Origin of the sequence: Niallia sp. FSL W8-0951 (assembly GCF_038006525.1) — a bacterium.
GTDB classification, from domain to species: domain Bacteria; phylum Bacillota; class Bacilli; order Bacillales; family Cytobacillaceae; genus Niallia; species Niallia circulans.
Window position 1 is genome coordinate 119299 of sequence record NZ_JBBOVK010000004.1, and the last position, 13088, is coordinate 132386.

General features: G+C 35.6%; 11 protein-coding genes. 8 read left to right on the top strand and 3 right to left on the bottom strand.

Going from position 1 to position 13088, the window contains the following annotated elements:
* The first annotated feature begins 246 nt into the window (after positions 1 to 246).
* Positions 247 to 2007 (top strand): ABC transporter ATP-binding protein, encoded by a 1761-nt coding sequence (locus NSS71_RS25045; RefSeq protein WP_341152141.1) that lies wholly within the window; start codon positions 247 to 249, stop codon positions 2005 to 2007.
* Positions 2004 to 4016, top strand: a complete 2013-nt coding sequence (locus tag NSS71_RS25050) for an ABC transporter ATP-binding protein (RefSeq protein WP_095320223.1) — start codon at positions 2004 to 2006, stop codon at positions 4014 to 4016. The genes NSS71_RS25045 and NSS71_RS25050 overlap by 4 nt, the downstream gene beginning before the upstream one ends.
* Before the next feature lie 431 nt (positions 4017 to 4447).
* Here the strand turns inward: NSS71_RS25050 and NSS71_RS25055 are convergent, their stop codons facing one another.
* Positions 4448 to 5257: an alpha/beta hydrolase gene (locus NSS71_RS25055; protein WP_341152156.1), complete on the bottom strand. Its 810-nt coding sequence runs from the start codon at positions 5255 to 5257 to the stop codon at positions 4448 to 4450.
* Positions 5258 to 5384: 127 nt separating this feature from the next.
* Here NSS71_RS25055 and NSS71_RS25060 point away from each other — a divergent pair, with 127 nt between their 5' ends.
* The 5 genes from NSS71_RS25060 (at position 5385) to NSS71_RS25080 (ending at position 10961) form a co-directional block, all read left to right on the top strand.
* Complete coding sequence (locus NSS71_RS25060; RefSeq protein ID WP_341152142.1) at positions 5385 to 7004, top strand: AraC family transcriptional regulator; 1620 nt, start codon at positions 5385 to 5387, stop codon at positions 7002 to 7004.
* A gap of 103 nt (positions 7005 to 7107) precedes the next feature.
* Positions 7108 to 8064 carry an iron-hydroxamate ABC transporter substrate-binding protein gene (locus NSS71_RS25065; protein ID WP_341152143.1) on the top strand — a complete coding sequence of 319 codons (957 nt, stop codon included), beginning with the start codon at positions 7108 to 7110 and terminating at the stop codon, positions 8062 to 8064.
* 90 nt (positions 8065 to 8154) lie between these two features.
* Positions 8155 to 9177, top strand: coding sequence for a FecCD family ABC transporter permease (locus tag NSS71_RS25070; RefSeq protein WP_047943141.1), 1023 nt, complete (start codon positions 8155 to 8157; stop codon positions 9175 to 9177).
* The gene (locus tag NSS71_RS25075) at positions 9161 to 10195 is read left to right on the top strand and encodes a FecCD family ABC transporter permease (protein ID WP_047943029.1); all 1035 of its coding nucleotides are present in this window, start codon (positions 9161 to 9163) and stop codon (positions 10193 to 10195) included. The genes NSS71_RS25070 and NSS71_RS25075 overlap by 17 nt, the downstream gene beginning before the upstream one ends.
* 10 nt (positions 10196 to 10205) lie before the next feature.
* The gene (locus tag NSS71_RS25080) at positions 10206 to 10961 is read left to right on the top strand and encodes an alpha/beta hydrolase (protein ID WP_341152144.1); all 756 of its coding nucleotides are present in this window, start codon (positions 10206 to 10208) and stop codon (positions 10959 to 10961) included.
* 52 nt (positions 10962 to 11013) lie between these two features.
* Here NSS71_RS25080 and NSS71_RS25085 read toward each other — a convergent pair whose 3' ends face one another.
* The gene (locus tag NSS71_RS25085; protein ID WP_031535675.1) at positions 11014 to 11217 is read right to left on the bottom strand and encodes an alpha/beta-type small acid-soluble spore protein; all 204 of its coding nucleotides are present in this window, start codon (positions 11215 to 11217) and stop codon (positions 11014 to 11016) included.
* Positions 11218 to 11331: 114 nt separating this feature from the next.
* On the opposite strand from NSS71_RS25085, the gene NSS71_RS25765 reads away from it, so the two are divergent.
* Entirely contained in the window at positions 11332 to 11781 is a 450-nt protein-coding gene (locus NSS71_RS25765; protein WP_369989585.1) for a hypothetical protein, read from the top strand.
* Between the two features lie 65 nt (positions 11782 to 11846).
* Here the strand turns inward: NSS71_RS25765 and NSS71_RS25095 are convergent, their stop codons facing one another.
* Positions 11847 to 12944 carry an ABC transporter ATP-binding protein gene (locus NSS71_RS25095; protein WP_061797584.1) on the bottom strand — a complete coding sequence of 366 codons (1098 nt, stop codon included), beginning with the start codon at positions 12942 to 12944 and terminating at the stop codon, positions 11847 to 11849.
* Positions 12945 to 13088: the final 144 nt, after the last annotated feature.

Sequence of the window (13088 nt, forward strand, 5' to 3'; positions counted from 1 at the left end):
TTTAGTGCGGATGTAGATGGTTGCCATATAGGTAGCCTGTGTAGTTTTCTGTCATAAAAGAGATAGATCGCATGGTTGCGGTCTGTCTCTTTTTTTGTGGAAAAATTCTTAATTGGGTGATCAACATTTGTTTTCAAAAAATAAAGGAGGAGAAGGTAATGATTGTTATGATCAAAGAAGCAAGAAAGGCATTAAAGGATTTAGAAAGTGGCTAGTTGCAGATGAAGAGAGACAGGGGATGAGTGAATGTTTTCGATATTTTTTAAATTAAAATGGTTTTTTAAAGAACATTGGAAGAGTTATACAATAGCTATTATTCTTTTAATTTTTGTAGGGTTTATAGAAGTGTTACCGCCAAGAATCCTCGGCATGTTTATTGATGAACTAACGATTGGATCATTAACGAGCAATAAGACATTGGTCTATATACTTGGGGTGGCAGGGATCACCATAAGTACGTATATTATCACTTATTTTTGGATGTATAAGCTATTTGGTGGAGCCAATATTTTAGAATTGAAGTTAAGAAGTAAATTTATGAATCATCTATTTAAGATGACGCCAACTTTTTTTGAAAAAAATAAAACAGGCGATCTAATGGCCAGAGCAACCAATGATTTAAAGGCTGTTTCCGTTACAGCAGGATTTGGAATTTTGACATTGGTTGATTCTACGATTTTTATGCTGACGATTTTAATTACAATGGTGATTACCGTAAGCTGGAAATTAACATTGGCAGCAATTCTTCCACTGCCTATTATGGCCATTATCATGCAAATATATGGGGAGAGAATCCATAAACGCTTTATGGAAGCACAGGATGCATTTGGTGATATGAATGATAGTGTTCTTCAGTCTATTTCAGGAGTCCGAGTAATCCGTGCTTATGTTTTGGAAAAAGAAGAACAAAAACAATTCCATCATTTCACAGAAGATGTCTATAAGAAGAATTTACATGTGGCTAAAATAGATTCTTTATTTGATCCAACTGTTCGAATTCTTGTTGGTTTAAGCTATCTAATTGGACTTGGATATGGTGCTTACTTAGTGTTTCAACAGCAGTTGACAATTGGGCAGCTTGTTACATTCAATGTTTATTTAGGAATGATTGTTTGGCCAATGTTCGCTGTTGGTGAATTAATGAATATTATACAGCGAGGCAACGCTTCTTTAGATCGGGTCCAGGAAACATTGAGTTACAAGGCGGATGTAAGTAATCCGGAGAATGGAAAGACAGAAGAAGTTCCTGAAATTATTCAGTTCAAAGATGTGCAATTTCAATATCCATCGTCTAAACAAGAGAATCTTCGTGACATCTATTTGACCATTAGAAGAGGAGAAACAGTTGGGATTGTTGGGAAAACAGGTAGTGGAAAGACAACGATAATTAAACAGCTGCTTCGAGAATATCCGAAAGGGGAAGGGAAGCTGGTGATTAATGGGAATAGCATTGATTCCATTGATTTGCATACATTAAGAGGCTGGATTGGCTATGTTCCCCAAGATCATGTCCTTTTTTCAAAAACAGTGAGAGAAAATATCTTATTTGGAAAAGAAGGTGCTGCTGAAGGAGAATTAGAAGAAGCAATTCGTCTTGCCTCTTTTGACCAGGATATCGAAATGCTTCCAGAGGGGTTAGAAACACTTGTAGGGGAAAAAGGAGTAGCTTTGTCTGGGGGACAAAAGCAGCGGATATCGATTGCGAGAGCACTTATCCGTAAACCAGAAATTCTCATTCTAGATGATTCTTTATCAGCGGTAGATGCAAAAACAGAACAAAAAATTATCACGAATATAAAGAAAGAACGACAAGCAAAAACAACGATTATTTCAACTCATCGAATGACTGCTGTTCAGCATGCCGATCATATTATTGTGATGGAAGATGGCCATATTGCAGAACATGGAACACATGAGGAGTTAATGAAACAAAATGGCTGGTATAAGGAACAATATATAACGCAACAGACAAAAGTGGAGGCAGATGAAGCGGAGGTGAAAGCATGACTACTGGTAAACGATTATTTCAATATGCATTAAAATTCAAAGGTATTATTATTGCTGCGTTAATCATGCTGACAATTGCTGTTATCGCCGATCTGGCTGGTCCATTTGTTGCTAAAAAGGTAATTGATGATCATATAACGGGGATTGAATCACAATGGTATCAAACAGAATCAACAAAAGAGGCAGTAAAATATAAGGGGAATTTCTACAAAAAAGCAGCGTATCTTGATTCCGATGAAGAAAAGCTTGCAGAAGTAAGAATCCTCCAAGTGGGAAGACAATTTCTTTTTGTGGAAGGGAAGATTTCATTTGATGGAAGTCGCGAGTTTCATGACGGAACATTGACTATAAGAAAAGGGACAGACGTAGAAACATATCCTGCCACGCTGTTATCAAATGCGGAAGTATTTGATTTCTATAAACCCGAGATTACGCCTATTTTAAAGCTGTTATCTTTTTATTTTGGATTAGTCATTATTTCTGCCATTTTCCAATATGGCCAGCACTATTTATTACAAAAGTCAGCCAACCGAATTATTCAGAAAATGCGCGAAGATGTATTTGCCCAAATTCAGCGGTTGCCTATCAAATATTTCGATAATCTTCCTGCAGGTAAAGTAGTTGCTAGAGTAACAAACGATACAGAAGCAATTAGGGAACTATATGTAACAGTCCTATCCAACTTCTTCTCTAGTGGAATTAATATTATTGGAATCTATATTGCCTTATTTATCTTAAATCCACCACTTGCGGCAATATGTTTAATTTTACTGCCGATTTTATATATATGGATGATCGGATATCGCAAATTTGCTTCCCGATACAATCATGTTATTCGAGCGAAAATTAGTGATATTAATGGAATGGTTAATGAATCTATTCAAGGGATGCATATCATTCAGGCGTTTAGCAAAGAAAAACAAACGAGAAAAGAATTTGAGAATTTAAATAACGAGCATTTTCGCTATCAAAATAAGATGCTTCGATTAAACAGTCTTACTTCCCATAACTTAGTGAACGTGTTAAGAAACATCGTATTTGTTGTTTTCATCTGGTATGTTGCTGGTCAGTCTTTATCAGCAGCTACAGCACTTTCTCTTGGAATGCTCTATGCCTTTGTTGATTATATAAACCGATTATTCCAGCCAGTACAAGGTATTGTCAATCAATTGGCCAATTTAGAACAAGCACTTGTTGCAGGGGAACGAGTATTTGAATTATTGGATGAAGATGGAATAGATGTGAAAGATGTTACATTAGAAAGATATAAAGGAAATGTCACCTTTGATCAAGTTAACTTTGCCTATAAAGATAACGACTATGTGTTAAAGAATATTTCCTTTGAAGCAAAACAAGGTGAAACAGTTGCATTGGTTGGTCATACGGGATCTGGAAAAAGCTCGATTATGAATCTTTTATTCCGTTTTTATGATATTCAATCAGGAAAGATTAAGATAGATGGAAAAGATATTATGTCATTTTCAAAGCAAGATCTTCGTAAATATATGGGAATTGTTCTCCAAGATCCTTTTCTATTTACAGGAACTATCGCGTCCAATGTAACCTTAAACGATCCTTCTATTTCACGAGAAGCTGTGGAGAAAGCATTGAAGGATGTTGGAGCAGATAGAGTATTAAAGCATTTAGAAAAAGGATATGATGAGCCTGTGATAGAAAAGGGAAGTACTTTATCCAGCGGACAAAGACAGCTCATTTCCTTTGCAAGAGCTCTGGCCTTTGATCCAGCAATCCTAATTCTAGATGAAGCAACAAGCAGTATTGATACAGAAACAGAACAAATAATTCAACATGCAATGGAAGTCCTAAAAGAAGGCAGAACGACTTTTATTATAGCCCATCGTTTATCAACGATTCGCAATGCGGATCAAATACTTGTCCTTGATCATGGGGAGATAGTAGAAAAAGGGAACCATGACGAATTAATGGCAAGAAAGGGCAAGTATTATCAGATGTATCAGTTGCAGCAAGGGGCAAGTTTAGTAAGTTAGGAAAAGTTAATTATTGTGGAGAAATAGGAACACCCGAGATTTGCCGCATTCGTTTTATATGGCAAGCCTCGGGTGTTTTTTGCTGTAAACTTTAACTATTCTATTATTTTGCAAACGCTAGTACCATTTTTTAGTTATGGGAAGACTTCCTTAACTTAGTATGCTATTTTTATAAAAATAGCGAGATCAAAACGGATTAAATTGACTTCCCCACAGTTTAAACAAAATGGTATAAATTTTATTTGCGCTATTTATAGACATTTTGTTTGTTTTAAAGGCTATAAAGTCTGTACCTTCTGAGCATTCACTTCTTCCGCATTTAAGTCCATTTTTATTTTGATAATAACAACGCCTCCATCTCTTCTATCCGATTTAACCTCCAAAAAAGGGATTAGCCCACCTGATTGCTTTAAAACCTTTTTTAGTAAAATTCATTTATCATTTATAAAACGTATCGTTTTATTGATTAATGGCAGTAATACAGTAAGATGATCTTCTTCTTTAAATTCATGAAAAATATGCTGGAAGGAAGGAGAATGATAATACTGCAATTTCTCAGAGAGAGTAATTGCCTTTTGATGCATTTGTGTAAAATGTGATTTCTCTTTTTCTCCAACGGTAAGCAGCAATTTATTTGTGTCTAGATTGTTTAGCCTTTTGGGAAAGAAGTCTAGCTCTTTTAATAGCTGCTCTTCGTTCCAATGGATGGATGGGCTGCTTGCCAGATAATATTGAAACGAAGAAGGGACGGTGAAGAGTGTATAAAGAACAAAAAGACCTCCGAGTGAATGACCAGCAATCATTTGCTTTTTTGTGTTTATTGGAATGTTTTGCGCTACTAATGGCTTTAATTTCTGTTCGATAAAGGAAAGAAATTGTCTGCCGCCGCCAAGAGGAGGCCATTGTGTGCCAGTTGGATTTTTAGGAAGCTGTGTCTGGTCTGCATGAAAAGTAAAGTCGAAATATCTTTCCTCACTATAAGGTTCAATAGTTTCATAGCCTATACCAATGATAACAGCAGGATGTAATCCGGTTTTTTCTCGTGTTCTAGTCTGCAAGCGTACCGCTTCTACATAACTACCAAAATTAGCGTTGCCGTCCAAAAGATAGAGGACAGGAAATCCATCTTCAGGAACGGGGATATTTGGGATATAGACAAAGAGTTTATATTTTTTTGTCTCATCAATAGAATATGTCCAAATTTCTGTATTGGGAATATAAAAGCTTTCTTTCCATTTCATCAAGAATATCGCCACCTATTTCTTTCTATGCAATAATTTGGTAAAATAAGTGATAATGATTATCAATATTAATTAGGTAAATATATTATACATATAAATAAAGAAAATAACAAGAGAGGAAAATGAGATGATTCATAACTGGGAGAGTATGGAAATAAACTATGGCCGTATAGAACGATTATATGACAAGAAGATAGAGCGGGTTTTATCAACTAGTTATCTATTTATTTATATTAATAGGGGAGAAGGGATGCTATCGATTGATATCGATAAGTTTCTCTTCAGTAAAGGGGATCTTTTATTTATTCCAGCGGATAGCACCTATCAACTTCAATTTAAAAAAACTTGCAGTGCTGACTATTATTTGCTGCCATTTCAATTGTATCAAAAGAAAGCGATAAATAGGGATACATATACAAAAGTAGTGTTAAAGAATGAGAAAAGTATCTTGAAATCATTTGTTTTTCAGTCAGCTGACACAATTCAGCTTATAATGGAGGACCTGTTCAAATTAGAACAAGATGAATCAATAAATAATCATTTTCTAAAAAAGGCAAAACGTTCGATGATTTTTCATTATTTTGTGACCAATCAACAGCAAAAAATTCCAAAAGATACAATGATTGCGATAGAAGAGACCAAAAGATATATGGAGAAGCATTATGCTGATGCGATTTCTACCGCTTTATTAGCAAAAAGAGCGGGGCTAAGCCCTAAATACTACTCCCAGCTTTTTAAAAAAGAGTATGGAATAGGTGTGCAGGATTTTTTAACAGAAATCCGTATACGCGGGGCAAAAGAATTACTAATCAAAACATCGAATAGCTTGCGAGTAATTGCAGCAAGCGTTGGTTATGCGGATGAATTTTATTTAAGTAGAGTGTTCAAAAAAATCGTTGGAATACCGCCAACGATTTATAGGAAGAAGCGAGAGGTGAAGATTGCATCTTATGATTTTTCGACTACCGGTCATTTACTTGCACTTCAGATAATTCCCTATGCAGCTCCACTGCATCCTAAATGGACCAATTATTATTATCAGAATTTTCGAGATGATATTCTTATCCATTTAAATACCTACAAGATTCATTCAGAATGGGAAAACAACATACAAAAACTGTCTGCAGTGAAACTAGATAAAATAATCGCGAAGGATGACATATCAGCTGAAGAGAAGCAGGAACTCGAAAAAATTGCACCAGTCTATTATTATTCATTCAAAAATAGCAGTTGGAAAAACCAATTGTTAGAAATAGCGACCTATATTAATTGCGAAACAGACGCAGAAAACTTTTTAAAAATATATGAAGATAAAGTAAAGGAAACAAGAAAGTTATTGAAGGAATCATTGCAGAACGAAGCTGTGTTAGTAGTAAGCCTATTTAAAAATACAATAGTCCTCAATCGTTCTAGAACAGCTATTGAGCTTGTGTATAAAGATTTAGGATTTACGTCAGCACAGCCTGAAGAAGATATTCAATTAAGCGAAGCCATTACACTTTCTGACTTAGTAAGCTTAAATCCAACTTATTTATTTGTTAATATTCGCCAGGATATGGAGACAATTGACGCTTGGGACAAATTGAAATGCTCAATAGAATGGAATTGTATAGCAGCAGTTAAAAATAGGAAAGTTGCTTTTATCCATTCAGATCCATGGAATGAGTATTCTGCAAGTTCCCATTTAAGAGTTCTTGATAATCTCCGAGAGCTGATGATAGAAAAGGAAAAAGTACAAGCATATTAGCGGAAATTATCCATGTTATAATCAGAGCTTTTTTCAGTATAATTCTAATTGATAAAGGTTATCAATCTCAATTAGGGTTATATAGAGAAAGGAAAGAGAGTATATGAAAAAGAATTTATTTTTTATTTTCCTAGCGGCTTTTTTATTATTAACAGCTTGTAGTCAAACGGGAGAAAAAAATACATCTTCATCGATAAAAGATAGTAAAGGGGACGGACAAAGTAAGACTCAAGAGGTTACCTATTTAGGGGAAAAATACGAAATTCCTGCAAAAGTGGAGACAATTGTAACAGCAAGCCAAGAAGCGATGGAAGATGCAGCGATGCTGGGGATTAAACCAGCAGGTGCCATTGCAACAGCTGGAAAATTCCCTGCTTATCTAGGCGACTCGATGTCGGAAGCAGAGCAAATTGGCGAAAAAATGCAGCCAAGTGTAGAAAAGCTCTTGCAGCTAAAACCAGATGTTATTCTGGGCACAAGTAAATTTCAACCAGAGGTGGCGGACAACCTAAATAAAGTTGCACCAATGATTCCTGTTTCTCACATTTCAACAAACTGGAAAGATAATTTAATATTACTAGGGCAATTGACAAATAAAACAGAAAAGGCAGAAACAATCATTGCGGATTATGAAAAAAACGTTACAGAGACAAAAGAAGGCATTCAAGATAAGCTGGCTGAGAAAAAAGTTGTTATGCTGAGATTAAGAGGAGGCAGCTTATATATTTATCCTGAAACGGTATATTTTAACCCCGTTCTATATGGAGACCTTGGCCTTGATGTTCCTGAAGAAGTAAAAAAAGCAAAAGCACAGGAAATGATTTCATTAGAGAAATTAGCGGAAATGAATCCAGATTACTTATTTATTCAGTTTGAGGAAACAGAAAACACCGATAGTCCAACAGCATTAGCTGATTTAGAGAATAATTCTATTTGGAAGAGCCTTGATGCTGTTAAAAATAATCAAGTGTATGAAAATGTAGTCGATCCATTGGCAGCTGGGGGAACTGCATGGAGTAAAACAACTTTTCTTAAAGCTTTTGCCGATTTATTTAAATAAGAGAGCGAACAAGGAAACGGAATTATCCCCACCTCATTTCTCCATCTTGGTGGGGGTCTTTTTTTGAAAGGAGGTTCATTCGATCAGGTGATGTCAAATTTGGATAAAGAGACAGTAAGAGCATATGCGATTATATATAGTGCGCCTTTTTTATGTATTGCAGTTATTCTTTTATCTATTTCGTTAGGGACAATGAATATTTCATTAAAGGAAGTCTTTGATGCCTTTTTTAATTTTGATGCAGAAAATGTGGAGCATACCATTATCCGGACAGCCAGATTTCCTAGAGCAGCAGGAACATTATTAATAGGCGGCCTTTTGGCAATGTCCGGAGCTATGATGCAGGGAATGACAAGGAATTATTTAGCATCGCCGTCCATAATGGGAGTTTCGGATGGTGCAGCATTTATGATAACACTTGCTTTTGTATTTTTTCCAGGATTGAACTCCTTTCAAATGGTTGCTTTTTCTTTTCTCGGATCTGCCTTAGGTGTTTTCTTAGTTTTAGGTTTAGCTTCCGTTGTGAAGAATGGTTTTTCTCCTTTAAGACTTGCTATTATAGGCACCGTTTTTGGATCTTTTTTAAGCAGTTTATCTTCTGCCATTGCCTCCTATTTTCAAGTATCCCAAAATATGAGCTTCTGGTATAATGCCCGCTTGCACCAGCTTAATAATGATCTATTGCTTATTTGCTTTCCTATAGCCATTATTGGAATTGTTTTGGCATTATCGCTTTCCAAATCGATTGCTATTTTATCGTTAGGAAAAGAAATTGCTACATCCCTTGGTCAGAAAACATTCATTATTCAACTTTTAACGATGACAGCAGTTGTAGTGATGACGGGGATCTCTGTTTCGCTGGCGGGAAAAATAGGTTTCGTCGGTTTAATTATTCCCCATATTACAAGAATGATAGTTGGAGTTGACTATCGAAAAATAATTCCATGCTCTGGAATTATAGGGGCCATATTTCTCGTTATATGTGATACTCTCAGTCGCTTCATTAATTACCCTTTTGAATCGCCAATTGGAATCGTAACAGCCTTCTTAGGTGTTCCTTTCTTCTTGTATTTAATAAAGACAAAGGGAGGAGGGAATACTCAACGTGGATAATGAAAGAAAAAGAACCTATGTATCGATCTATGTATTAATTGCTTTATGTCTCATCATCATGATCATTAGTTTATCCAAAGGAGAATATATTCTTTCTTTTCAAGATATAGGAAGGAGTATTTTTCGTTATCATCCTGATGCTAATACGGATCTAGTTATATTTGAGTTCCGTCTGCCTAGAATTATTTTGGCCATTTTTGTTGGCTTCGGATTGGGGATTGCAGGTTCTATCCTGCAGAGTATAACGAAAAATGGTCTTGCGGATCCTGGAATATTAGGAATTAACAGTGGAGCCGGAGCTGCGATTGTTGCCTATATGTTTTTCTTTCAAGGAGTGCTTAATCTTAATAAGGATAGCTTATGGATTGTGTTAAGTATGCCGCTTATTGGCTTAGTTGGAGGATTTATTGCTGCATTTGTTATTTTTTTATTAGCAAAAGATAGAGAAAGACTGAACTCGCAAAAACTCATTTTAACTGGAATAGCCATAAATTCTGGATTTGGTTCTTTGGCCATGTATATGTCCTTAAAAATGAAAGCACAGGATTTTGAAATGGCAGCAGTATGGCTGACTGGAAGTATTTATAATGCCAATTGGTTATTTATTCTTGCAATGTTACCATGGTTTTTACTAATCATTCCATTTATTATTCGAAAGGCGTACTCGCTTGATTTATTTCAATTGCAAGAAACAGTAATGATTGGTTTAGGAGTAAAAGTGGAAAAAGAAAAATGGCTATTATTATTATGTGCTGTTGGCATGATTGGAGCATGTGTGTCTGTTTCAGGGAGCATAGGTTTTATTGGACTAATGTCTCCACATATGGCAAGACTGTTAGTTGGATTAAAACATCGAAATTCTATGATAGTTTGTGGGTTAATTGGCAGCCTCTTCATGTTAATAGCAGATTTTATCGGCAGAACAATTGTCGCACCTGCAGAAATTTCAGCTGGGATAATTTTAAGTATAATTGGCGCACCTTATTTTGTTTATTTATTAGTAAAAGCTAAAGTGTAGAGGTAGATAAATGGATGGTCACAGAAGTAGGAAAATGAGGGGAACGTTAAGGGAGGTCCAGATACAAACTCGAACTTTGAGTATCTACCTGCCACCTTCTTATAATAAATTATCAAGTAGTTTTCCAGTAATCTACATTCATGATGGAGGAAATCTTTTTCATCCTATCTTACATGAATTAGAAGAATTATTCTCTTTAGATATAGCAGAGGAAGTAATACTTGTAGGAATTGAACCAAAGGAGAGGCTTAATGAGTATACGCCTTGGTATTCACCTAGTCTTAATCCCACTTTGCCTCCATTTAAGGGGGAAGGAAAAGCCTATTTATCCTTTGTTACGCAAACGATTAAACCATATATTGATACAATGTTTCAAACAAAAGCAGATCGACAAAACACAGGAATGATAGGAGCCTCCTTAGGAGGGCTGATTTCTTTATATGCCATGTATGACTTTGCTGACTATTTTTCTAAATTTGGGCTCCTTTCCCCGTCACTATGGTATCCGCACAGCCTTTCCTATGTACAAAAAAATGAGATGCAGAAGGAGAGTAATGTTTTTTTGTATGTTGGTGAGGACGAGGGAAAGAGCAAGGGGAATATCCAAAGGTATATGGTCGAAAATGTTTTGCTGGTAAATGAAGTATTTTTTAAAAAACTGCCAAAGGAACAATATCAATTTATTCTGGGAGAAAATGCGGATCATAAAAGAGAGTACTTTATTCAACAATTTCTCCATGCGATAAAGTGGTTATACACTAAATAAAGCAAGCCCCCCTAAAATTAGGAGGGCTCTAGCCATTATATTAAATTTTCAATTAGCCTTGAAATCCACCTAGTTGCTTTTCAGCCATTTGTACTAAGCGTTTTGTGATTTCTCCACCAACAGATCCGTTAGCGCGAGAAGTTGTTTCTGCACCAAGGTTTACACCAAATTCAGATGCAATTTCGTATTTCATTTGGTCTAGAGCTTGAGATACTCCTGGTACTAAAAGTTGATTTGAAGAATTGTTGTTTGCCATTGTGTTCCAGCTCCTTCTAGTTGTTTTTTTGGTTGGGTTAACTGGAATTGCACCAGTCTGTAAGATATATCTTACTACCACTAGGTATAACCCAATAATCATGGAAAGTGATAGATGCTTATGTTTGCTCTTACCTTGGTTGCTGCTTGTACTATTATTATGGTTGGATTTCATTATCTTATTCTAGAAAAAATCAAGGAAATTAATTCCTTTTATTCCTGCTGGATAGTTTCTAAATCAATAGAGAAACTAAAGGTAAGAATAAATTTAACGCATAAAAAAGATGATTTTAGGGGCGGAATCAAGAGAGGTGGATTTGAAATGGGCTCCATTTGTCCTATCTGTAATGGCTTGGAAAGTTTAGAAAGAACCTGCTCTAATTGTGGTTATCGCATAGAAGACAAGGGCAGAGTGATGGATTATTATGATGACTATAGTGCCTATATGCCGATTGATCAAATGAAGCTAGAAAACGGCTATCAGGATTTATCATCACATTTATGTCCCCATCTTGTGCTTTGTCCACAATGTGGACAAGAAGAGGTATTGTTTATCCAGGAATAGAGGCTAACCATTAATAAAAGCTTACCATGCATCAGCAAGGTAAGCTTTGAATTTAACTTTTTTTATTAACGAATACGAAGTTCTGTTTCTTTATCAAAGAAGTGACCTTTATTCATATCAAGTGCTAATTTTACAGATTGACCAGCTTGAAGGTCTGCTCTAGAATCTAAGCGAGCAACAAATTCCTTTCCAGAAAGAGTAGAATATACAAGACTTTCTGCACCTGTTAATTCAAACACTTCTACTTTCGCATCAAAACTTGTATTTTCTGAACTATTTAAGAATACCAATTCATCATGAATATCTTCTGGTCGGATACCAAAAATAACTTCTTTACCGATATAATTTTGTTCACGTAATGTCTTTAATTTTCCTTCTGGAATAATGAAAGCATTATCGCCGAGTACTAATTTATTGTCTACTACTTTTCCTTCAAAGAAGTTCATTGCTGGTGAACCAATGAATCCGCCAACGAAAACATTTTCAGGTTTTTCATAGACTTCTTTTGGAGCACCAACTTGTTGGATAACTCCGTCCTTCATAACAACAAGTCTTGAAGCCATTGTCATTGCTTCTGTTTGGTCATGCGTTACATAAATAGTAGTAGTTTGCAGTCTTTGGTGAAGCTTTGAAATTTCAGCACGCATTTGCACACGTAATTTAGCATCTAAGTTTGATAATGGCTCATCCATTAAGAATACTTTTGCATCACGAACAATAGCACGGCCTAGTGCAACCCTTTGACGTTGTCCACCGGATAATGCTTTTGGTTTTCTTTTTAAATATTCTTCTAATCCTAAAATTCTTGCAGCGTTATTTACTCTTTCTTCAATTTCCGCTTTAGGGAATTTACGAAGCTTTAAACCAAATGCCATATTATCATAAACTGTCATATGTGGGTATAGAGCGTAGTTTTGGAAAACCATCGCGATATCACGATCTTTTGGTGCAACATCATTCACACGTAACTCATCAATATAGAAATCACCTTTTGAAATATCTTCAAGACCAGCAATCATACGTAGAGTTGTAGACTTACCGCAACCAGAAGGACCAACAAATACGATAAATTCTTTATCCTGAATGTGTAAATTAAAATCTTTAACCGCTTCTACTTTTTCATCATAGATTTTATAAATATTCTTTAACACTAGTTCTGCCATTTTGTTTTCCCCCTACCAATTTGATAATTCTACTTTACCATTTTTGATACCGTTTTCAAATTGGCGAAATGCATGAAAAACGCTTACAGAGTTTTGAGCAAAATGCCTAAGAACTTGTATAGAAATTTCTCCATAAAAAAAGCC